21 protein-coding genes, 1 tRNA gene and 1 riboswitch are annotated in these 20377 nt (G+C 63.6%); of the genes, 4 read left to right on the top strand and 18 right to left on the bottom strand.

Going from position 1 to position 20377, the window contains the following annotated elements; translation table 11 throughout:
• Positions 1-23: 23 nt before the first annotated feature.
• From MKI86_RS11430 to tesB, 5 genes are all read right to left on the bottom strand, one after another.
• A complete protein-coding gene (locus MKI86_RS11430) occupies positions 24-698 on the bottom strand; it encodes an outer membrane lipoprotein carrier protein LolA (RefSeq protein WP_241601016.1) in 675 nt (224 codons plus the stop codon).
• Positions 699-819: 121 nt separating this feature from the next.
• Positions 820-3474, bottom strand: coding sequence for an FtsK/SpoIIIE family DNA translocase (locus MKI86_RS11425; protein WP_241601015.1), 2655 nt, complete (start codon positions 3472-3474; stop codon positions 820-822).
• Positions 3475-3715: 241 nt separating this feature from the next.
• Complete coding sequence (locus MKI86_RS11420) at positions 3716-5071, bottom strand: ammonium transporter (RefSeq protein ID WP_241601014.1); 1356 nt, start codon at positions 5069-5071, stop codon at positions 3716-3718.
• Positions 5072-5100: 29 nt separating this feature from the next.
• Positions 5101-5451: a P-II family nitrogen regulator gene (locus MKI86_RS11415; RefSeq protein WP_160872107.1), complete on the bottom strand. Its 351-nt coding sequence runs from the start codon at positions 5449-5451 to the stop codon at positions 5101-5103.
• Positions 5452-5669: 218 nt separating this feature from the next.
• Complete coding sequence (gene tesB / locus MKI86_RS11410; protein ID WP_241601013.1) at positions 5670-6557, bottom strand: acyl-CoA thioesterase II; 888 nt, start codon at positions 6555-6557, stop codon at positions 5670-5672.
• An 84-nt stretch (positions 6558-6641) separates the two neighbouring features.
• Between tesB and MKI86_RS11405 the strand changes: the two genes are divergently transcribed.
• Positions 6642-7877, top strand: a complete 1236-nt coding sequence (locus MKI86_RS11405; RefSeq protein ID WP_241601012.1) for a ubiquinone biosynthesis hydroxylase — start codon at positions 6642-6644, stop codon at positions 7875-7877.
• 22 nt (positions 7878-7899) lie between these two features.
• Here the strand turns inward: MKI86_RS11405 and MKI86_RS11400 are convergent, their stop codons facing one another.
• The 4 genes from MKI86_RS11400 to MKI86_RS11385 all read right to left on the bottom strand — a co-directional run bounded on the left by MKI86_RS11400 (position 7900) and on the right by MKI86_RS11385 (position 10409).
• Positions 7900-8088: a Trm112 family protein gene (locus tag MKI86_RS11400; RefSeq protein ID WP_134649258.1), complete on the bottom strand. Its 189-nt coding sequence runs from the start codon at positions 8086-8088 to the stop codon at positions 7900-7902.
• Positions 8089-8097: 9 nt separating this feature from the next.
• Positions 8098-8778 carry an LON peptidase substrate-binding domain-containing protein gene (locus tag MKI86_RS11395; RefSeq protein WP_241601011.1) on the bottom strand — a complete coding sequence of 227 codons (681 nt, stop codon included), beginning with the start codon at positions 8776-8778 and terminating at the stop codon, positions 8098-8100.
• A 107-nt stretch (positions 8779-8885) separates the two neighbouring features.
• Positions 8886-9845, bottom strand: a complete 960-nt coding sequence (gene trxA, locus MKI86_RS11390) for a thioredoxin (protein WP_241601010.1) — start codon at positions 9843-9845, stop codon at positions 8886-8888.
• A 54-nt stretch (positions 9846-9899) separates the two neighbouring features.
• Positions 9900-10409, bottom strand: coding sequence for a prolyl-tRNA synthetase associated domain-containing protein (locus MKI86_RS11385; protein WP_241601009.1), 510 nt, complete (start codon positions 10407-10409; stop codon positions 9900-9902).
• Between the two features lie 216 nt (positions 10410-10625).
• Here MKI86_RS11385 and MKI86_RS11380 point away from each other — a divergent pair.
• Positions 10626-10700 (top strand) — tRNA-Gly (locus tag MKI86_RS11380).
• Between the two features lie 104 nt (positions 10701-10804).
• On the opposite strand, the gene MKI86_RS11375 is transcribed toward MKI86_RS11380, so the two are convergent.
• Positions 10805-11374: an ImmA/IrrE family metallo-endopeptidase gene (locus MKI86_RS11375; RefSeq protein ID WP_241601008.1), complete on the bottom strand. Its 570-nt coding sequence runs from the start codon at positions 11372-11374 to the stop codon at positions 10805-10807.
• Positions 11375-11378: 4 nt separating this feature from the next.
• Positions 11379-11717: a helix-turn-helix domain-containing protein gene (locus MKI86_RS11370; RefSeq protein ID WP_241601007.1), complete on the bottom strand. Its 339-nt coding sequence runs from the start codon at positions 11715-11717 to the stop codon at positions 11379-11381.
• Between the two features lie 211 nt (positions 11718-11928).
• Between MKI86_RS11370 and MKI86_RS23795 the strand changes: the two genes are divergently transcribed.
• Both MKI86_RS23795 and MKI86_RS11365 read left to right on the top strand, forming a co-directional pair.
• Positions 11929-12060 carry a hypothetical protein gene (locus tag MKI86_RS23795; RefSeq protein WP_256465732.1) on the top strand — a complete coding sequence of 44 codons (132 nt, stop codon included), beginning with the start codon at positions 11929-11931 and terminating at the stop codon, positions 12058-12060.
• 86 nt (positions 12061-12146) lie between these two features.
• Positions 12147-12353, top strand: a complete 207-nt coding sequence (locus MKI86_RS11365; protein ID WP_241601006.1) for a hypothetical protein — start codon at positions 12147-12149, stop codon at positions 12351-12353.
• A 136-nt stretch (positions 12354-12489) separates the two neighbouring features.
• On the opposite strand, the gene MKI86_RS11360 is transcribed toward MKI86_RS11365, so the two are convergent.
• The 7 genes from MKI86_RS11360 to MKI86_RS11330 form a co-directional block, all read right to left on the bottom strand.
• A complete protein-coding gene (locus MKI86_RS11360; protein WP_241601005.1) occupies positions 12490-13503 on the bottom strand; it encodes an aldose epimerase family protein in 1014 nt (337 codons plus the stop codon).
• Between the two features lie 91 nt (positions 13504-13594).
• Entirely contained in the window at positions 13595-14047 is a 453-nt protein-coding gene (locus tag MKI86_RS11355) for a GNAT family N-acetyltransferase (protein ID WP_241601004.1), read from the bottom strand.
• A gap of 4 nt (positions 14048-14051) precedes the next feature.
• Positions 14052-14975 carry a homoserine O-acetyltransferase MetA gene (gene metA / locus MKI86_RS11350; protein ID WP_241601003.1) on the bottom strand — a complete coding sequence of 308 codons (924 nt, stop codon included), beginning with the start codon at positions 14973-14975 and terminating at the stop codon, positions 14052-14054.
• 60 nt (positions 14976-15035) lie between these two features.
• Positions 15036-15113: riboswitch (SAM riboswitch) on the bottom strand.
• 102 nt (positions 15114-15215) lie between these two features.
• On the bottom strand, positions 15216-15431 hold the full coding sequence (locus MKI86_RS11345; RefSeq protein WP_241601002.1) for a hypothetical protein: 216 nt from the start codon (positions 15429-15431) through the stop codon (positions 15216-15218).
• A 115-nt stretch (positions 15432-15546) separates the two neighbouring features.
• Positions 15547-17379 carry an ABC-F family ATP-binding cassette domain-containing protein gene (locus tag MKI86_RS11340; protein WP_241601001.1) on the bottom strand — a complete coding sequence of 611 codons (1833 nt, stop codon included), beginning with the start codon at positions 17377-17379 and terminating at the stop codon, positions 15547-15549.
• Between the two features lie 3 nt (positions 17380-17382).
• Positions 17383-18042: a thiamine diphosphokinase gene (locus MKI86_RS11335; protein WP_241601208.1), complete on the bottom strand. Its 660-nt coding sequence runs from the start codon at positions 18040-18042 to the stop codon at positions 17383-17385.
• 738 nt (positions 18043-18780) lie between these two features.
• Positions 18781-20286, bottom strand: coding sequence for a M48 family metalloprotease (locus MKI86_RS11330; protein WP_507200884.1), 1506 nt, complete (start codon positions 20284-20286; stop codon positions 18781-18783).
• Between the last annotated feature and the right edge of the window lie 91 nt (positions 20287-20377).

Here is a 20377-nt window from a genome sequence, read left to right as displayed (position 1 = left end):
CCGTGAAAACGGAAACGTCTTTGTCACCGGGCGCCGCGGTTGCGGATCTCGTCATAGGGGATGGCGAAGACCCGGTCGTCGAGCTTCATGCCGGTCTGCACGTTGAAGATCATGACCGACGTGTCCTTGCCCTGCGCATCGGTGATCGTCCACTGGCGCAGGTCGTAGGTCTTCGGGTCGAACATCATGGTGATGGTGGAATCGCCGAACATGTTCTTGTCGCCCAGCACGATCGTCGTCAGGTCCGCCTCTTCCTTCACGTTGCGCACCATCCGGGCCGAAAGGTCGATCTTGTTGCCGAGCAGCAGGTTGAGTGGCGTCTTGGACAGCGGATAGATGTCCCAGGTCTTGAGCTTGCGATTGCCGATAACCACCGACTTGCCGTCCGCGATGACGCGCATCGGCGAGGGGTCCTCGTAGTTGAAGCGGATGCGGCCGGGTCGGTCGATATAGAACTTGCCGCCGGTCTGCTCGCCGCGCGGGCCGAACTGCACGAACTCGCCCATCATCGTCTTCACGGAGGCGAAGTGGTCGGCGATCTTCTGGGCGGCCGCACTTGCCTGCGCCGAGGCCTCGCCCGGCGACAGCACCGAAAGGCCGGTCGCAAGCACAAGACCCATCAGACCGGTGAAATCACGACGGGTGAGAGAGGGGGCCACGCGGCCGGTTGCGGATCGGTTCATGTCGGTCTCCTTCATGCGTCTGTCATGCGGGCCAAACGCGGCGCCATAATGGCATCGGCCGGCGCACGCCTGTGCGCGGGGCTTGCCGGGCGAAACGCCGCACCGGGCGGCGCGTTCCCGTGCCGCACCCCTAAATTTAGTCTTCCGTCGGCACCAGGATTTCGCGCTTGCCGGCATGGTTGGCGGGGCCGATCAGCCCCTCCTGCTCCATGCGCTCGATCAGCGAGGCGGCGCGGTTGTAGCCGATGCCGAGGCGGCGCTGGATATAGGAGGTCGATGCCTTGCCGTCCCGCAGGACCACGGCAACGGCCTGGTCGTAGGGATCGTCGGAATCCTCGAGATTGGCCGTGCCGGCCGGACCGTTACCGCCCTCGCCGTCCTCGTCATCATCCTCGGTGATCGCGTCAAGATATTGCGGGGCGCCCTGCGTCTTCAGATGCGCGACGACGGCCTCGACCTCGTGGTCGGAGACGAACGGGCCGTGCACGCGCTGGATGCGCCCGCCGCCGGCCATGTAGAGCATGTCGCCCATGCCGAGCAGCTGTTCCGCGCCCTGTTCGCCGAGAATGGTGCGGCTGTCGATCTTCGAGGTCACCTGGAAGGAAATGCGGGTCGGGAAGTTCGCCTTGATCGTGCCGGTAATGACATCGACCGACGGGCGCTGGGTCGCCATGATGACGTGAATGCCGGCCGCACGCGCCATCTGGGCAAGCCGCTGCACCGCGCCTTCGATATCCTTGCCGGCCACCATCATCAGGTCGGCCATTTCGTCGATGATCACGACGATGTAGGGCATCGGCTGGAGATCGAACTCCTCCGTCTCGTACATCGCCTCGCCGGTCTGGCGGTCGAAGCCGGTCTGCACGGTACGGGTGATCTGCTCACCCTTGGCCAGCGCCTGCTCCACGCGGCTGTTGAAGCCGTCGATGTTGCGCACGCCGATCTTCGACATCTTCTTGTAGCGCTCTTCCATCTCGCGCACCGTCCACTTCAGCGCCACGACGGCCTTCTTCGGATCGGTAACCACGGGAGAGAGCAGATGCGGGATGCCGTCATAGACGGAAAGTTCCAGCATCTTCGGATCGATCATGATCAGGCGGCACTGCTCCGGCTTCATGCGGTAGAGCAGCGACAGGATCATGGTGTTGATGGCGACCGACTTGCCCGAGCCGGTGGTGCCCGCGACGAGAAGGTGCGGCATCTTGGCGATGTCGGTGATGACGGGCTCGCCGCCGATCGTCTTGCCGAGCGCCATGGCGAGGCGGGCCTTCGAGGTCTCGAAATCGCGGCTGGCGAGCAGTTCGCGCAGATAGACGGTCTCGCGGGTGGCGTTCGGCAGCTCGATGCCGATGGCGTTGCGGCCCGGCACGACCGCGACACGCGCGGCAATCGCACTCATCGAGCGGGCGATATCGTCGGCAAGGCCGATGACGCGCGAGGACTTGATGCCGGGCGCCGGCTCCAGTTCGTAGAGCGTCACGACGGGGCCGGGGCGCACATGGATGATCTCGCCCTTGACGCCGAAATCCTCCAGCACGCCTTCCAGCATGCGGGCGTTCTGCTCCAGCGCATCGGCCGAAAGCGTGGCATCGCGCACCTGGCCCTTCGCTTCGGCGAGCAGGTGCAGCGAGGGCAGCTGGAAGCCGTCCTGCCCGACGAAGGAGGTCTGGGCTTCGCGCTCGATCCGCTGGCCGGGCTTCGGCCGCGACGCAGGCGGCACGACGCGGGCACTGGCCGAAGGCAGCGGCGAGCGCGCCGGTGCGCGGCGCGGCGCCCAGTCCGCGGCGATGTCGTCGGAATCCTCGTCCGGAAGGATGCCGCTCGGATGCGACAGCGGACCGTCGTCGAAGGGCATGTCGTCGTCATCGTCGAGCGCGATGGACGGGGCCGATACGGCGCGGCGGCCTTCCATGGACGGCTCGACACGCTCGCTCGACCGGCTGGCGCGCGCGCGCACCGGCTCGTTCAGCGTGCCGAACTCGTCCTCGTTGAAATCATAGGGCTGCTCGATGCCGCGCGCGCGGCGCCGCGTGTTCGAAAGGCCGAACAGACGGCGCACGCGCGCCTGCGCGGTGTACCAGGCGTGGGTCGTCGCACCGGCGAGAACCGTGAAGGGCCCGCTACGCTCCTCATCCTCGTCGTCATCGTCCTGCACTGCGGGGCGGTTGCGGCTTGCGACCGGGACTGGTGCGAAATCCTCCTCGTCATCGATCGAAACCGTGCCGATGAGGCCGGACGCGAACACCATGAGCCAGATCGCAGGAACGGCGATGATCGCGCCGACGATACTGGCGAACATGCCGGTCGGATAGGCGCCGGTGAAGAGGGCGGGGAAGCGCAGGATCATGTCGCCGAACACGCCGCCGAGCCCCGTCGGCAGCGGCCAGGTCACCGGGCCGGGCACGCAGGCGAGTGCCGCGGACGCCAGAATGGCGCCGCCAAGCCAGGCGGCGGCCCGTTGCAGGATACGGTTGAAACGGCGCCCGCTGATCAGGCCGATGGCCCAGGCGACGACCGGCAGCAGCGCGATCACGCTGGCAAGCCCGAAGAACTGCATGAAGACATCTGCGAAGATGGCGCCGGGATAACCGAGTATGTTCTTCGGTTCGCCGCCCGAGGCATAGGAAAGGCTCGGGTCGGACACGTTCCATGTCGAGAGCGCGGCGATGGCGAGCGCCAGAAACAGGAAGACGCAGAGGCCGATGAGGATCTGTACCTGTCGCCACACGAAGGCCGACAGCACGAAACGGTCGTGCCGATTGTCCAGTCCTGCCGAGATGCTTCTGCTCATGGTTCAGCCTGTGTCCGCTCAGGGAAGTTTGCACCGGCCCCGCATGATTCGCGCGCGGTGCCTCACTGCAAACCCTACGAAGGAAGCCTTAATGGCGTGTTAACCATGCATATTCGTCATTCGTTTATTATCGTGCCGCCGAAACGAAAAAGGCCCGGACACACGGTCCGGGCCAGGAACGGCATGGTTTCCCATGACCGCGACGGGATCGTGGCGGCGGCCTTGCGGCCGCCGCGAGCCCTTACGAGTGGTAGGCTGCTTCGCCGTGCGAGGACAGGTCGAGACCTTCGCGCTCGGCTTCGACCGGCACGCGCAGGCCGACGATGAGATCGACGATCTTGTAGAGGATCGCCGAGCCGATGCCGCACCACAGGATGGTGACGATGACCGACTTGATCTGGATCCAGACCTGCGCGCCCATCGTGATGCCTTCCGCATAACCGACGCCGCCCAGCGAGGTTGCGGCGAAGATGCCGGAGCCGATGGCGCCAACGATGCCGCCAACGCCGTGGACGCCGAAGACGTCTGCCGTGTCGTCATAGCCGAACTTGTTCTTCACGACGGATACGAAGAAGTAGCAAAGCGCCGAAGCGATCGCGCCGAGGAAGATGGCACCGATCGGGCCGACGGCACCGGCGGCCGGAGTGACGGCGACGAGGCCGGCGATGACGCCCGAGGCGGCACCGAGCATGGAAGCCTTGCCGCGCGAGACGGTTTCAATGACGCACCAGGCGACGACGGCACCCGCCGTTGCGGTGAAGGTGTTGATCATGGCGAGACCGGCAACACCGTTTGCAGCGGCAGCCGAACCGGCGTTGAAGCCGTACCAGCCAACCCACAGCATGGAGGCACCGACCATGGTCAGCGTCATGGAGTGCGGAGCCATCATGTCCTTGCCGAAGCCCGTACGCTTGCCGACCATGATCGCGCCGACCAGACCGGCAATACCGGCATTGATGTGAACGACGGTGCCGCCGGCGAAGTCGATCGCACCCCAGTCCCACATCAGGGCGCCGTCACCCGACCAGACCATGTGGGCCATCGGGAAATAGACGAAGGTGACCCAGAGAATGCAGAACAGCATGACGGCCGAGAACTTGATGCGCTCGGCGAAGGCGCCGACGATCAGGGCCGGCGTGATGCAGGCGAAGGTCATCTGGAAGGCGATGAAGACATATTCCGGAATGGAGCCGGAAACGCTGTCGGGCGTCACGCCGGCGAGGAACAGCTTTTCGAAGCCGCCGACAAAGGTGTTGAGGCCGCCGCCGTTGGTGAAGGCGAGGCTGTAACCGTAGACGACCCAGACGATCATGATGGCCGCAGAGACGACCAGGCACTGCATCAGGACCGACAGCATGTTCTTGCTGCGCACCAGACCGCCGTAGAACAGCGCAAGACCCGGCAGGATCATGAAGAGAACGAGAACCGTGGAGGTCAGCATCCAGGCGGTATCGCCGGAGTTGATCGTTGCGGCGGCTTCCGGCGCCGCGGCTGTTGTTTCTGCTGCTTCCTGCGCAAAGGCCACGGCCGGTGCCAGCAGACCTGCTGCGGCGATACCGACGCGGGTAAGTGTGTTGATGATGGGGTTAGACGACATTGAACAATGCTCCCTGATAGGCCGTTTGCTTAGAGCGCTTCGGAATCGGTTTCGCCGGTGCGGATGCGCACGGCATGGTCGATGGCGTAGACGAAGATCTTGCCGTCACCAATCTGGCCGGTCTTGGCAGCGGATGCGATCGCTTCGACCGCACGGTCGACGAGGTCGCCGGGCACGGCGATTTCGACCTTCAGTTTCGGCAGGAAGCTGACGGCATATTCCGTGCCGCGATAGATTTCCGTGTGCCCCTTCTGACGTCCGTACCCCTTCACTTCGGTAACGGTCAGGCCCTGGATACCAACGGCGGTGAGGGCTTCGCGCACCTCATCGAGTTTGAACGGCTTGATAATCGCCATTACGATTTTCATCTGGTTTCCCATCCTTCGTGCTTGTCCCCCAGCCGGGGCCATCTCTCCTCGCCGTTGGCAACGTCATGTCCGCAACGACTGGCGATATACATTCAAGGGGCGTGCCAGATTCAAACGCACTAAATAAGATATTGAAATAAAACGGATAAAAATGACAAAAGCGGCTAGGCGCAAAAAAACGCCACCGCTAATGGTGAAAAAATAGGCGCTATTGGGGCAATGGGTAAAATTTAGTCAGTTGCCTTTTTCCGAATCAACCCTTCCTGGGCGACGGAGGCAATGAGGGTGCCGGAGCGGGTGAAAATCGCGCCACGCGTCATCCCGCGGCCGCCGAAGGCCGATGGGCTGTCCTGGCTGTAGAGCAGCCAGTCGTCAAGCACCGGCGGACGATGGAACCACATCGCATGGTCGAGGCTCGCAACCTGCAGGGACCGGTCGAGCACGGAGGTACCGTGCGCGAAAAGCGATGTGTCAAGCAGCGTCATATCCGAGAGATAAGCCAGCACGGCAGCCTGCAGACGCCGCTCGGCCGGAACCGGCCCCGTCGTGCGCACCCAGATGTTCTGGCGCGGCTCCAGTTTATCGTTGGAGAGATAGTGCGCGAGCGCGACCGGCCGTAGTTCGATGGGGCGCGGACGCTCCCAGTAGGCGCGGATCGGCGGCGGCGCCTCCTGCATGAAACGCGCCTTCAATTCGGCCTCGCCGGGCAGGTCTTCCGGCTGCGGCACGTCAGGCATCGCCACCTGATGCTCGAAGCCGTCCTCATCGTCCTGGATGGACGCCGTCATGAAGAAGATCGGCTTGTCGTGCTGGATGGCGACGACGCGCCGCGTGGCGAAGGACCCGCCGTCTCTGATAATCTCGACTTCGTAGAGGATTGGCACGGACGGATCGCCCGGCCGCACGAAATAGGCGTGCAGCGAGTGCACGTAGCGCTGCTCCTGCGTGATCGTGCGCGTGGCGGCGACCAGCGCCTGGCCGATCACCTGCCCGCCGAACACCCGTTGCCAGCCGACCTGCGGGCTGCGCCCGCGAAACAGCCGCCCCTCCAGCCGTTCGAGATCCAGCGTCTGGAGCAGCACATCCATGGCGGGGTTCGGGGCATTCTGGCGCGACATTTGGACGTGGCTCCCACGGTAGGAAACGGACTCTTCCTCCTCTATATAGAGCAAAGAAAGACCTCAAGCGTCCAGGAGGACACCATGCCCGAAGCCACATCGCTCGACGTTCTGGTCGCCGGCGGCGGTTATGTCGGCCTGTCGCTCGCGGTGGCGGTGAAGAAGGCGGCGCCGCATCTGGCCGTGGAAGTGGTCGATGGCGCACCGGAGCATGCCTGGAAGAAGGAGGAGCGCGCCTCCGCCATCGTCGCCGCCGCCCGCAACCTGCTCGATGTCCTCGGCGTCTGGAGCGAGATCGCGGCGGACGCCGAGCCGATCCGCCGTATGGTCATTACCGATTCGCGCACGGCCGATCCCGTCCGCCCGGTTTTCCTCACCTTCGACGATACGGGGTCCGACGAGGACGGCCAGCCCTTCGCCCACATGATCCCCAACCGCGCCATGATCGGAAGCCTGCTTCGTCAGGCTGACGCCCTCGGCATCCCGGTGCGCTGGTCGACATCCGCCGCCGACTTCAAGACGGGCCAGCACTCAACGCAGGTCAGCCTTTCCGACGGATCAGAGGTCGGCACGCGCCTCCTCGTCGCCTGCGACGGCGCCCGCTCGAAACTGCGCGACATGGCAGGCATCAAGACCGTGCGCTTCGATTACGGCCAGTCCGGCATCGTCACCACCGTGGAGCACGAACGCCCGCATGACGGCACGGCAGAGGAGCATTTCCTGCCCGCCGGCCCCTTCGCGACCTTGCCACTCACCGGCAACCGCTCCTCGCTCGTCTGGAGCGAGCGCACGGAGGATGCTAAGCGCCTCGTGGAAGGCGATGATCTGGTCTTCGAGGAAGAGCTGGAACGCCGCTTCGGCCACAAGCTTGGCAGTCTCAAGGTCGTCGGCGGCCGCCGTGCTTTCCCGCTGGGTCTCACGCTCGCCCGCGCCTTCGTTGCCCCGCGCTTCGCGCTGGCAGGCGATGCCGCCCACGGCATCCACCCGATTTCCGGCCAGGGTCTCAATCTCGGCTTCAAGGATGTGGCGGCCTTGGCGGAAACCATCGTCGAGGCCGACCGGCTCGGTCTCGATATCGGCGCGCTTTCGGTGCTGGAGCGCTACGAGACATGGCGCCGCTTCGATACGGTGCGCATGGGTATCACCACGGATGTGCTGAACCGCCTGTTCTCCAACGACGTGACGCCGCTACGCGTGCTGCGCGATGTCGGCCTCGGCCTGGTCGATCGCCTGCCGGGACTAAAGTCCTACTTCATCCGTCAGGCCAAGGGCACGGCGGGCAGCGGCCATCCGCGCATGCTCGTCGGTCAGCGCATCTAGACCGATCGCCACGCGAAAGGCGTCAGTCCTTGATCTCGCGTGCCTCGGAAATCAGCATGATCGGAATGCCGTCACGGATCGGATAGGCGAGCTTCGCCTTTTCGGAGACCAGCTCGCCCGCCGCCGCGTCATAGCTCAGGCGCCCCTTGGTGAGGGGACAGACGAGAAGTTCGAGCAGCTTGACATCCACTCCGCTTTTGCCGGCGCTCATCGTCCCCCCTTACTGCAGCCGCGTATCGACATCGCCATAGCTGCGCGCCAGAACGATCTCGGTGATGGCGATCAGCGTTTCGGCCCGGGTCTTCAGGTCGGGCGCCTCCAGCAGCGCCTGCTTTTCCGCCGGCCCGTAGGGCGACATCATCGCCATGGAATTGACCAGCGTGGCGTTGCTGGCGCGCTCCACGCTCTCCCAGTCCGCTTCCAGCTTGTTGGCGTCCAGATAGGCGCGGAAGGCCGATAGCAGCGCATCGCGGTCAACGCTCTGCTCGTCGTCATGCGCGGTCAGATCGGCGATGAAGGGCGCGATGCGGAAGCTGCGATAGGCTTTCGTGCCTCGCACTTCCTCCATCAGCCGGTAGCGGCAGATGCCGGTGAGCGAAACGATATAGCGGCCGTCGCCGGTCTCGGCAAAGGAGGTGATGCGCCCGATGCAGCCGACCTGGCACAGCGCCGGGTTCTCGGCCTCGTCATCGTCCTTGCGCTCGCCGCCAAAAACGGGCTGCACCATGCCGATCAGCCGGTGCGAGGCAAGCGCATCGTCGAACATGGCAAGGTAGCGTGGCTCGAAGATATTGAGCGGCAGCTGGCCGCCGGGAAGAAGCAGCGCGCCCGTCAACGGAAAGACCGGAATGGTCTCCGGCAGGTCTGCCGGTTTCAGATAACGCGCGTTTCCCACTTGCATTGCAGTGCCTTCCATTCCGCGGCGCGGCCCGCAGCCTCGCGCCTTACCCCGAATGTGGGGTAGGCCCGGCGATTCTCAAGGGAGGCCGGGCCGCTGACCTGAAAAACTCAGGAGAACAGGATCGACGACATCTTGCGGCGGGCGGCAATTGTCGCCGGATCCATCGGGCCCCAGACCTCGAAGAACTGCAGAAGCTCGCGCCGCGCGCCGTCATCCTCGAAGGCCCGGTCGCGTTTCATGATCAGCAGCAGGTGGTCGGCAGCAGCCTGCCGATCGCCCTCGACATTGCGGATCTTCGCAAGCTTCATGCGCGCGGCATGATCGTCCGGGTTGACGGCAAGCGCGTGTTCCAGCGCAGCCGGATCACCGAGTTTGCGGGCTTCCTCGATCTGGTCGAGCTTCTTCAGCACCGCGCTGACGGCAGGGTCGGCCGCCACCGCCTCGGGCAGGTTGGCGAGCGCCTGGCGGGCATTGTCATGCTGGCCGACGGCGATCATGCATTCGGCGATGCCGGCGAGCGCGCCGGCATTTTCCGGATCGGCCTGCAGCAATGCGCCGTAGAGATCGGCCGCACCCGCGACATCGCCGGCTTCGAACAGCGTCTTCGCCTCGGCAAGCAGCGCCTCGATCTGGGCCTTCTCATCGGCGTCGGCCGGACCGGCGATCTTGTCGATGAACTGGCGCACCTGGCTCTCCGGCACCGCACCCATGAAGCCATCCGCCGGGCGGCCGCCGACGAAGGCGACGACGGCCGGAATGGACTGGATGCCGAGCTGGCCGGGAATGGACGGATGGTCATCGATGTTGAGCTTGACGAGCTTCACGCGGCCGGCACTTTCGCGCACGACCTTCTCGATAACAGGCTGCAACTGCTTGCAGGGCCCACACCAGGGCGCCCAGAAATCGACGAGCACCGGCTGATGGCGCGAGGCCTCGAGCACATCGCGCGCGAAGTTCGCGGTCGTCGTGTCCTTGATCAGGTCGTCCGCCGCGGGCGCGCCGCCGCCATAGTTCGCGGAAACGTTCATCTGCCCGCCATAGGACGATGCATAGGGATTGTCGCTCATGGTGTCTCCTCGCGCGGTGCGCCCGAATATCGCTTCAGCGCCCAAAATCGTATGTCAGGCCGTGACTTTCAAGACAAGCGGCTCATGTCCCGTCGCTTCGATGAAGCGCAACAGGTCCTTGGCGCCAATCGAGGTCGTCGCATCGTTGCGCAGCGGATGGCAGTTGATCGTGTCGAACGCCATCAGGTCCGCGTCGATGATGATCTTCACCTTGCCCGCCGTATCGTTGATCACCCCGAAGGCCGTGACCGCGCCGGGAATGACGCCGAGATACTCCATCAGCTTCTCCGGCTTGCCGAAGGACACGCGGCTGGCCGCGCCGATGATGCCGTGCACCGTCTTCAGGTCCACCGTCGCATGCTCCTCGACGGTCATCAGGAAATAGTTGTCCTTCTTGTCCTTCACGAAAAGGTTCTTCGTGTGGCCGCCGGGAATTTCATCGCGCAACGAGACCGATTCGGCGACGGTGAAGACCGGCGCGTGTTCCTTGGTGCTGTGCGTGATTCCCAGTCCGTCGAGGAACGCGAAAAGCTCCTTGTCGGTCTTCGGCTGCATGTCCGTCATCTCTTTGGCTCCGGCCCGATTTGTCCTGTCCGCTGATAGGCCGTCACCCCTCTTCGCGCAACCGCCCGGAAATCAGGGACTTTCGAAGAGGGCGCATTTTTTTCTGAAAAATCCTTCATTTCCCTGTTGCAATTGAAAAGGCCTTGGGTCATATAGCGCCCGTCGCCGCAACGCAGCGACCTTCGGCCAACCACTACCCCAGGCCGTCGACGATGAGCGGGTGTAGCTCAGGGGTAGAGCACAACCTTGCCAAGGTTGGGGTCGAGCGTTCGAATCGCTTCACCCGCTCCATTCTCTCCAAAGTTTCCAAGCCTCGGTTCGCCGGGGCTTTTGTGCGTTTTGGCCGGTTACCACAGGGTCACGAGTACACATGCTCTCAGGAGCGCCGCGCAACCTCAGTTAAATCGACTCCTTGCACCGATTTGGCGGTCGACACCCGTCATTCTTACCCGCCAGTTGGTGAGTTGTGCGCTAACACCATAATGATCGGCTATGTCGTCGTTGGTCATGCCACGGCTCTTGCAGCGTACCAAACCGGCTCGCGGCAACAAAACAGAAGCAGCAAGCCAATCGGCCTCTTCTTCGAATTCTGCCGGGTAATCGCTTAAAAGGAGCAGCCCCCCATCTGACCGATCAACCCTATTCGGTTTATGACGGAGTTCGATATGCGCCCATTCATGCATAAGGGTGTTAGCTTGCCGAGTTGGTGGATGCGACGAATTCACAATGATTGCGGTCAGTTCTCCCATGCGTATTGCTACGCCTGACCAGCTATCCGGATCGGTCACGGTAAGCTGCTCCAAGTGCGCTGCTTCCAAGCCGGGAACCTCGGCCGGCGTCCAGACGATCATCCCCAAAGACTGAAGAAAAAGCTTCGGCTCAAATCTATCGAAGACCGTCAGACTTTGTTTCGTCCTGAGGGTTTCGGAAATCTGTTCAGCTTGAGTTTTGAAGCCGCGCCGCATTTCGTCAGATGGTCTCGCGATCTAACATGGCGTTCTGAGCCGCGATGATCATCGCGCCTAAGGCGGTTGCGGTATCTATCGAGGTAGTTTTCTTTTTCCTGAGGTGGACGCTTGCAACAGGTTTATCGAGCGCTCCCGACGGCTGCATTCCGAGAAATTTAGCGGGCTCTTGCCCAAGCCATTTGCAGATAGCAGCAAACGTTACCAAGTCCGGGACGTGTCCATTTTCGATTCGCGAGAGGGTGGCAGGACTGATTCCAATTTCTTTAGCTGCGGCCCGAACACCTAGTGTCCCGCGACGCTGTGCGACCATTTCTCCAAGTTTTTCAATCTCTAAGCTCATAGCATACCTAGGCTCGTCACGGGCTGTTGACTCAACCGCGCGATTCGGCGTAACGTTTCACAACTGAAACACAGTGCGTCTCAGAACCGAGACGTCTCATATCTGAAACGAAGGGAATCACGGATGGATTCCCGCGTCAAGTCGAATGTCAAGCGATAACGCAAGGAGCACTCGACTTGACCAAACACTGGCACGAAAGGAGGTGATTTTTATGGCCAACAAGGAAGTAACAAGCGCGAAGGTGGCGTCTGCTGCCGCAAAGGTTCTGCGCGACCCGAAGTCGAGCCCTGCCGCGAAGTCCGCAGCAGCGTCGGCGCTGACGCAGCGTCCCAACAAGAAGTGATAGCCCATACCTGTGAGGCGGGAAAATTCCTGCCTCACAGGTCACGGCAGAGCGCAAAAGACAGCAATCAAATTCAGGAGAGCCAGATGGCTAGCTATTATGTGAATAAGAATGCGCAGACGAATGGCGATCATGAAGTGCACCATTCGGCCTGCTCGTTCCTGCCGCGTGCTGAGAACCGCAAGTATCTTGGTGAATTCGACTCTTGCGGCGGCGCTGTTCGCGAATCAAAGAAGACGTACTCTCAGTCCAATGGTTGCTACTATTGCAGCCCCGCATGCCACACGAGCTGATAGCGTACTGAGCAATTTTCTGCACGCGTCAATTGTTCCTCATTAATCCGCATAACAGGTGCGTGTAGGCCAATTGTGGATCTCCGCGCCTAGGTGGGCAAGAACGGCGACGGGCGCCGTTCTCATGACGGACACCTTACCCCTTGCCGAACACGTAGTCCGTCTTCTGCCGCAGGGTCTGGCCGGGGTGCAAGATGGCGTTCGGGAAGGCGGAGTGGTTGATGGCGTCGGGCCAGATCTGGGTTTCGAGGCAGAGGCCGGAGAAGGCGTCGTAGCGGCGGCCTTCGAGGCCCTCCAGCGGTTGGATATAGGCGCCGGTGTAGAGTTGCAGGCCGGGCTCGGTGGTCACCACCTGGAGCGAGAGGCCGGAGGCGGGGCTGCGGACCTCCGCGACGAGGCGCGGGGCCTCGCGGCCATCCGACAGGCAGAAATTGTGATCGAAGACCACGCCGCCTGCCTCGATCTGTCGGCGGAGCGGCGTCCAGTGGCGCAGATCAAACGGCGTACCGGAGACGGGGCGGATTTCGCCGGTCGGGATCAGGTTGTCATCGACCGGGAGATAGTGTTCCGCCTTGATGCGGATTTCATGATCGAAGATGTCCTCGCCGCCGTCGAGAATGAAATAGCTGTGCTGGCACAGATTGACCGGCGTTGGCGCATCCGTGGTTGCCTCGTAGGTGACGGAGAGGGTTCCGTTGCCGGATAGCGCATAGGTGCAGGCGATGGCGCAGGTGCCGGGATAGCCGGCACGGCCGGCAGGGTCGGTCAGCGTGAGGGTAACGAAGTCGGTGCCGCTCTCGGCGATGCGCCAGTTCTGCTGGCTGATGCCGTCATGGCCGCCGTGCAGGTGGTTCACGCCGCGCTCGTTGCATTCGAGCTGGTAATCCGCGCCGTCGATGGTGAAGCGGCCGCCGGCGATGCGGTTGGCGCAGCGCCCGGCTGACGCGCCGAAATAGGTGATGTGCGTGAGATAGCTTGCGAGATCGTCGAAACCCAGCACGAGCGGCGCATCATGCCCATCAAGGCGCAGGTCCTGAATGATCGCGCCGAAGGTCAGCACCTTTGCGGTGAGCCCGCCACCGCGGATCGTTACGCGCTCGACGACCTCGCCGGAGCCGAGCCGCCCGAAAATCTCCTGTCCTGTACCCATGGCCATCTCCTCCCGCTGCCTGATCATCGGCCGGCAAACTGCGGCAATTCCAGGCGATCCGCAATCGAAAAGTCATACTTTTCGATGTGTTTCAGAGGTTCTTCTGGTACACAATGAAGGGCGTCTTTTCAGCGATGCGGTCATAGAGCTGGCGTGCTGTGGCGTTGAATTCCTGCGTCATCCAGTAGACCTCCGGCGAACCCGCCTCCTTCGCCTTGGCATAGACGCCTTCGATCAGCGCCCGCCCGATGCCGGAGCCGCGCACATCGGGGTCGGCGAAGAGGTCCTGAAGGTAGCAGACATTGCCAGTCGTCCAGCAGGAGCGATGGAAGAGATAATGCGCGAGGCCTACCGGCTTGCCGTCAAGCGTCGCGAGCAGGCCGCGATACTCGCCCTCGGCCGCCTCGCCCGTCAGCCGGGCGAAGGTGGTGGCGAAGACGTCCTCGGGCAGCACCGTCTGGTAAAAGGCGAGATAGGCGGTCCACAACCGGCGCCATTCGCCCTCGTCGTCCTTGTGCAGCGGGCGAATGACGACGCGGCTCATGGCATCAGGCTCCTGTTCCGATCTTCGCGAGGTCATAGGGCGTGGTCTGGTAGATTTCGTTGATCCAGTTGCCGAACAGCAGATGGGCGTGCCCGCGCCAGCGGTTCTGCGGCGGCAGGGCCGGATCGTTGTGCGGGAAGTAGTTCCGCGGCATCTTGATCGGCACGCCGGCCGAGACATCGCGGAAATATTCGTCGGCGAGCGAGGTCGAATCATATTCGACATGGTTGAAGATATAGAGGCGGTTGCCCGCCTTCTCCTCGACGAGGCAGACACCCATCTCGTCCGAATCGAGCAGGATTTCGAGTTCCGGCACGGCGCGGATATCCTCCGCGCGGATCTCCGTCCAGCGCGAGACCGGCACCTCGAAATCATCCGAGAAGCCGTTCAGGTAGATCGACGAGGGCTTGCGGTTGTGGTGACGGTAAACGCCGAACGCCTTTTCATCGAGCGTGTATTTGGGCACGCCGTGGAAATGGTAGATCGCCGCCATCGCGCCCCAGCAAACATTGAGCGTCGAATGGACATTCGTCGTCGTCCAGTCGAGGATCTGCTTCATCTCGTCCCAATAGGTGACTTCCTCGTAGTCGAGGGTCTCGATCGGGGCGCCGGTGATGATGAAGCCGTCGAACTTGCGGTGCTTCACCTCTTCCCAGGTATCGTAGAAGGCAAGCAGGTGCTCCTCCGACGTGTTCTTCGCGCGGTGGGCGCCGACGCGCACCAGCGACAGCTCGACCTGAAGCGGCGAGGCGCCGACGAGGCGCGCCATCTGCACTTCCGTCTTGATCTTGTTCGGCATGAGGTTGAGCAGCCCGATCTGCAGCGGGCGGATATCCTGCCGGATCGCCACCGTTTCGGTCATCACCCGCACGCCCTCGTTGACGAGGGTCTGGAAGGCGGGGAGCGTATCGGGAATCTTGATGGGCATGTCTCAACTCGATCCAAAACAAAAACCGGCCGCAACGATGTCGCAACCGGTCCACGTAAGGCTCTTCCTCGCGCGGCCCTTTAGCGACTTGTTTAACGTGGCTGCAAGCCGGCCGGCCAAATCACCACGACCTCCTAGATAGCGCCTGTTCGCCGGCGAATCAATCCGCCGTCCTCCAAGTGTAAAGGGCCCGGATGCGGCGGGCATCCGGGCCTCGTCTTTTCCTGCGGCAAGCAGCGCTCAATAATAGCTGTAGTAGCGCTTGCCGACGACGATCCTCACGCCGTAGTGCCCGCCGTAATGACGCTTGGCATAGTGCTTCCTGTAACCGTGATGCTTGTAGCCATAATGCTTGTGGCCATGGCTCTTGTAGCCGTAGGAGCCGGCATGGGAGGGCGCGGCGAAGGAAATGGCAGCGACGGCGGCGACAAGGGCCGAGATGATGAATTTGCGCATGGGACTCTCCTGATCTCTTTCGGTTGCAGGATGAGGTCCTCTCATCCAATGACCGAACGATCGCATGCCCAGGCGGCGGCCGCTGTTTCGCGGGGAACAGGGCTTCGAGACCGTCTCAGCCCTCCAGCTCCTCCCGCAGCATTTCCAGCTCCAGCCATTCCTCTTCCATCTTCGTGAGCGAGGCGCGCAGCTTTTCCATTTCCGCGGCAAGCTTGTTGAAGGTGGCGGGGTCCTTGGTGAAGAGGTTGGGATCGGCCATCTTCGCCTCGCGGGCAGCGATTTCCTTTTCGGCCTTCTCCATTTCCTTCGGCAGGTTTTCGAGCGCGAACTTTTGCTTGTAGGAAAGCTTGCCCTTGGCCTTGCTGTCAGACGGCGCGGTGGCGGCGGGCGCGGCTTCCGCGGCCTTCACCTTCTCGGCCTTCTCCGCCCGGCGCTTCTCTTCGATGACGCCGCGGCGCTGCGCCATCATGTCGGTATAACCGCCGGCATATTCGATCCAGCGCCCGTCCGGGTTCTCAGGGTCAGCAGGCGCGATGGTGGAGGTAACGGTGCGGTCGAGGAAATCGCGGTCGTGGCTGACGAGCAGCACGGTGCCGGTGAAACCCGCGACGATTTCCTGCAACAGGTCCAGCGTCTCGATGTCGAGATCGTTGGTCGGCTCGTCGAGGATGAGCAGGTTGGTCGGCCGCGACAGGATGCGCGCCAGCATGAGGCGGGCACGCTCGCCGCCGGAGAGATTGCGGATCGGCGTGCGGGACTGCTCGGGCTGGAACAGGAATTCCTTCATGTAGCCGGTGACATGGCGCTGCTCGCCGTTGACCAGCAGCGTCTCGCCGCGCCCGTCGGTGAGGTAATGGGCGAGCGTGTCGTCGAGGTTCAGGTCCTCGCGGCGCTGGTCGAGCGTGGCGATCTCCAGATTGGTGCCGAGCTTGACGCTGCCGCTGTCGGGCGCGAGCTGGCCGGTCAGCATCTTGAGCAGCGTGGTCTTGCCCGCACCGTTCGGGCCGACGAGACCGATGCAATCGCCGCGATGCACGCGAATGGAGAACGGCGCGACGATCGTGCGGTCGCCATAGGCCTTGGTGATCTTTTCCGCCTCGATGACCAGTTTGCCGGATTCCTGCGCATCCGAAACGCTGGCCTGCACGCTGCCCTGCGGGCCCTTGTGGCCGCGGTAGCGGGCGCGCAGATCATGCAGCGCGCCGAGGCGGCGCATGTTGCGCTTGCGCCGCGCGGTCACGCCATAGCGCAACCAATGCTCCTCACGCTCGATGGCCTTACCGAGCTTGTGCTGTTCAAGCTCCTCGGCCTCCAGCACCTCATCGCGCCAGGCCTCGAAATGGCCAAAACCCCGGTTGAGGCGGCGCGACTGGCCGCGATCGAGCCACACGGTGGCGTTGGAGACCTTCTCCAGAAAGCGCCGGTCATGCGAGATGACGATCAGCGCCGAACGGGTGGATTGCAGCTCGCCTTCCAGCCATTCGATGGTCGGCAGGTCGAGATGGTTCGTCGGCTCGTCGAGCAGAAGGATATCCGGCTCCGGCGCCATGACGCGGGCGAGCGCCGCACGGCGCGCCTCGCCGCCCGACAGGGACTTCGGATCTTCCGTGCCGTCGAGACCGAGATGTTCGAGCAGGTAGGTGACGCGGTAGGGGTCGTCGCTCGGGCCAAGACCCGCTTCGGCATAGGCCGCGACCGTGTCGTAGCCGTCGAAATCGGGCGCCTGATGCAGGTAGCGGATCGTGGCGGACGGGTGGCGGAAGACTTCGCCCGACTGCGGCTCGGCGAGGCCGGCGGCGATCTTCATCAGCGTCGACTTGCCCGAGCCGTTGCGGCCGACGAGGCAGATGCGGTCGCCGGGCTCAACCTGCAGGCTTGCGCCCGCAAGCAGCGGCGTGCCGCCGAAGCTGAGAAAGATATCGTCGAGTTTGAGAATGGGCGGTGCCAAGGATCAGGCTCCTGAAAGATCATAGGGCCGGGCGATGAGGATCGCGCGGCCGGAGGCAAGCGAAACGCGGATGGGACCTTCCGCGACATTGGAGATGGTGCGCGACGAGCCGAAGGGCAGCGCGAAATCGGTGAGCGGGTAGCGCACGTTTTCGAGACAAAGCCCCGAGAGCGGCGTGAGGCCGAGCACGGAAAACAGGCTGCCGGCGGGCAGGTCGATGTCGCGGCGGCCCGGCAGGAGCGGCCACGCCTCCTCTTCGCCGGAGGTGAGCTTGATGGCGACGCCGGCTTCCGCAAGCGAGACGGCGTGGATGAGATGCATCAGCGCATGGTCGCTGCGCTCGCCGCCAAGCGCGCCAGCCAGCACCACACGCGCCGCGCCGCGCCCGGTGGCAACGGACACGGCAAGCTCACCATCCGTTTCGTTCTTGGCGGCCGGATAGGGCTGGCGCTCGACATCGGGCCATGCGGCCAGAAGCTCCGGCGGTGTCGAATCGAAATCGCCGACCCACAGATCCGGCGTCACGCCAAGCATTGCCGCATGGCGCATGCCGCCGTCTGCCGCGATGAAGCGCGCGCCGGCAATATCGTCCGCCAGGCGCGGCGTCGCGACGAGCGCGCCCCCGAGAAGGACGACGTAGGTTTCATCTGTCGAAGCCGGCATGGTCATGGCTGATGCCCTTAGCGCATGTTGCGCGGAAAGGGAAAGAATTTGGCGTTGGCCGGCGTGGGCCGGGCCGCCAGCACTGACATCCACGCGGCGGTTTCGCCCGTGGTTTCAAAAAGCATTCGGACGGGGCGCCGGAAGCTGCCTCGACTGAGAATGAATAGGTGACACCTTCCGGCGCCCCGTTCGGCGGTTTTTGCCCGCGACTCCGGTCTCTCTCTGCAAGGATCGACACGGCGGTGTGCTTCGCCGGTTTCCGGAATGGGCAGTGCCGTTTGACAACCGGAGCGCACGCCTTGGCGCTCCGTGGAAGGTGTCTCCACCTCCCGGCCTTTCTCCATGCCGGCGGACGATGCCGACGCATCCGCCAATCCCGATCCCCTTGTGTGCCGCACAGGCACGCCCGGCGCGCCGTTCGGGGTATGAAACGACGGGATCGGTCCGATATCCCGCCATTTCCCCCGTGTCGCCGGAGGGAGACCATTTTCCGCAGGCCCGGTGCATGAGGTTTTGCGTCATCCCCTCACGCCCCGCACCGACCCCGCCTCGCCGCAACGCCTTGCGGTGTATCCGAGGGCGGGATGGGAGGATTGTAGGCGCGGTTGGGGAAGGCGGGGAAATCGAGGCGGGATTTTGCTGGAAAATCAGCCGCGCCATGGATTTGCGTCCCCGGGTCAAGCCCGGTGATGACGACGGCAAAGGCAAGCACCGATAACCGCGCCAGGTCGGTGCGGGCTATTCGGCGATGATCTTGTACTTCTCGCCGGGGCGGACCGTGCTGGTGACGGTCATGGCGTTGATCAGGCGGAAGAGGTCGAGCTTGCGGTCGGTGCCGAGCATGCGGCCGGCCAGCGTGGCGACGGTATCGCCCGGGCGGGCGGTGACGACGCGCACGCGCAGCGGCTTCAGGCTCTCGACTTCCGCCGGCGTGAGCTTGCGGAACGAGTTGCGCAGGATGTTCGCCGTCGGGTCGAGTGCCGGCGAACCGGTCGGCACGGCCGTCAGGAAACGGTATATCTTCTTGTCGATGCGCACGACGGTCACGTCGAATTCCCAGCGGTCGGCGGCGGCACGCGCCGTTGCGGCCTCCAGCCCGTTGAGGCTGACGGAACGGATCGTATCGGGCCTCAAGCCCGTCACCCAGCCGCTGGAAATGTAGTTGACGAGGTTCTGGCCGCGGCTGTCGGCCACGCCGTCGAAGCGGATGGCGACATCACCGGGGCCGGTCGCCAGCACGGCATCGGCCTTGTTGTCGATCTGGAAGCCGGCCGGCACGTCGAAGCGGATGCCGAGCTTGCCGTGCAGGAAGGTCTGGCCGCGCACGTAACCCTCTTCCGGCGCATCGCCGTAGAGCAGCCCGTCGATGCCGGCGAGATAATAGTCGCGACCGCGGTCACCCACCTGCCCTTCCGCGCCGAAGGCACGGGCATGCATGCGCGCCAGCTCCACGCGCTGCGGCGCGTTGGGATGGCTCGACAGGAAGTCGAGGCTCTGGTCGGCATCGGGATCGACCGCCGTGAAGCGGGCATAGGCCGCCATGGAATCGAGGAAGCGGGCGGCGGCATAGGGATCGTAGCCCGCCTCGCCCAGCATGCGCACGCCGATGACGTCGGCCTGGAGTTCCTGGTTGCGCGAGAAGGCTGCAAGGCGCAGCTTGCCGCGCGCCAGCGCCTGCTTGCCGGCGATGTTGCTCGACAGAACCTCGGCCACCACGCGGCTGGCGATGACCTCGGCCTCTTCCTTCTTCTGCCGCTCGATGCCGTGATTGGCGGTGACATGCGCCATTTCATGCGACAGCACGGCGGCGACCTCGGAGGCATCGTCGGCAAGCGCCAGGAGGCCACGCGTCACATAGAGGTAACCGCCGGGCAGCGCGAAGGCATTGATCGCGGGCGAATTGAGGATGGTGATGCGGTAGGACTGGTTCGGGTTTTCCGAGACCTGAGTCAGCGCGCCGGCGATGCGCGCGACGAGCCGCTCCGTCTTGGCGTCCTTGTACTCGCCACCATAGCTCGCGACGATGCGCGGATGCTCGCGCGCCCCCATCTGGGCACGCGGATCGTTCTTCTGTACCTCGTCGACGATCTGCGGATTGGAGGACGGCGCGATCGTGGGCTCATAGCTCTGCTCGATCAGCGACTGACAGGACGTCAGCATCGTGGCGGCAAGCAAAAGGGCCGCGACAGGTCTCTTCACCCCGCGTCCGGATACGATTGCAGCTGCCTGCCTTGCCTTCGCCATGTCTCTTGCCCACGCCCCTTGATGGGTCCGCCCCTCGTCTGCAGTCAAAGGATGCAGACACGGCGCGGCTTGTGCGTTTGTGAATGCAGGA

The sequence above is a fragment of the Shinella sedimenti genome, from assembly GCF_022601905.1.
Taxonomy (GTDB): Bacteria; Pseudomonadota; Alphaproteobacteria; order Rhizobiales; family Rhizobiaceae; genus Shinella; species Shinella sedimenti.
This window is presented reverse-complemented; position numbering and strand designations above follow the sequence as displayed.

Coding starts and splice junctions, on each gene's coding strand:
- MKI86_RS11430 (WP_241601016.1), bottom strand. CDS start 698: ATGAAGGAGACCGACATGAACCGATCCGCAACCGGCCGCGTGGCCCCC.
- MKI86_RS11425 (WP_241601015.1), bottom strand. CDS start 3,474: ATGAGCAGAAGCATCTCGGCAGGACTGGACAATCGGCACGACCGTTTC.
- MKI86_RS11420 (WP_241601014.1), bottom strand. CDS start 5,071: ATGTCGTCTAACCCCATCATCAACACACTTACCCGCGTCGGTATCGCC.
- MKI86_RS11415 (WP_160872107.1), bottom strand. CDS start 5,451: ATGGGAAACCAGATGAAAATCGTAATGGCGATTATCAAGCCGTTCAAA.
- tesB (WP_241601013.1), bottom strand. CDS start 6,557: ATGTCGCGCCAGAATGCCCCGAACCCCGCCATGGATGTGCTGCTCCAG.
- MKI86_RS11405 (WP_241601012.1), top strand. CDS start 6,642: ATGCCCGAAGCCACATCGCTCGACGTTCTGGTCGCCGGCGGCGGTTAT.
- MKI86_RS11400 (WP_134649258.1), bottom strand. CDS start 8,088: ATGAGCGCCGGCAAAAGCGGAGTGGATGTCAAGCTGCTCGAACTTCTC.
- MKI86_RS11395 (WP_241601011.1), bottom strand. CDS start 8,778: ATGCAAGTGGGAAACGCGCGTTATCTGAAACCGGCAGACCTGCCGGAG.
- trxA (WP_241601010.1), bottom strand. CDS start 9,845: ATGAGCGACAATCCCTATGCATCGTCCTATGGCGGGCAGATGAACGTT.
- MKI86_RS11385 (WP_241601009.1), bottom strand. CDS start 10,409: ATGACGGACATGCAGCCGAAGACCGACAAGGAGCTTTTCGCGTTCCTC.
- MKI86_RS11375 (WP_241601008.1), bottom strand. CDS start 11,374: ATGCGGCGCGGCTTCAAAACTCAAGCTGAACAGATTTCCGAAACCCTC.
- MKI86_RS11370 (WP_241601007.1), bottom strand. CDS start 11,717: ATGAGCTTAGAGATTGAAAAACTTGGAGAAATGGTCGCACAGCGTCGC.
- MKI86_RS23795 (WP_256465732.1), top strand. CDS start 11,929: ATGGCCAACAAGGAAGTAACAAGCGCGAAGGTGGCGTCTGCTGCCGCA.
- MKI86_RS11365 (WP_241601006.1), top strand. CDS start 12,147: ATGGCTAGCTATTATGTGAATAAGAATGCGCAGACGAATGGCGATCAT.
- MKI86_RS11360 (WP_241601005.1), bottom strand. CDS start 13,503: ATGGGTACAGGACAGGAGATTTTCGGGCGGCTCGGCTCCGGCGAGGTC.
- MKI86_RS11355 (WP_241601004.1), bottom strand. CDS start 14,047: ATGAGCCGCGTCGTCATTCGCCCGCTGCACAAGGACGACGAGGGCGAA.
- metA (WP_241601003.1), bottom strand. CDS start 14,975: ATGCCCATCAAGATTCCCGATACGCTCCCCGCCTTCCAGACCCTCGTC.
- MKI86_RS11345 (WP_241601002.1), bottom strand. CDS start 15,431: ATGCGCAAATTCATCATCTCGGCCCTTGTCGCCGCCGTCGCTGCCATT.
- MKI86_RS11335 (WP_241601208.1), bottom strand. CDS start 18,042: ATGCCGGCTTCGACAGATGAAACCTACGTCGTCCTTCTCGGGGGCGCG.
- MKI86_RS11330 (WP_507200884.1), bottom strand. CDS start 20,286: ATGGCGAAGGCAAGGCAGGCAGCTGCAATCGTATCCGGACGCGGGGTG.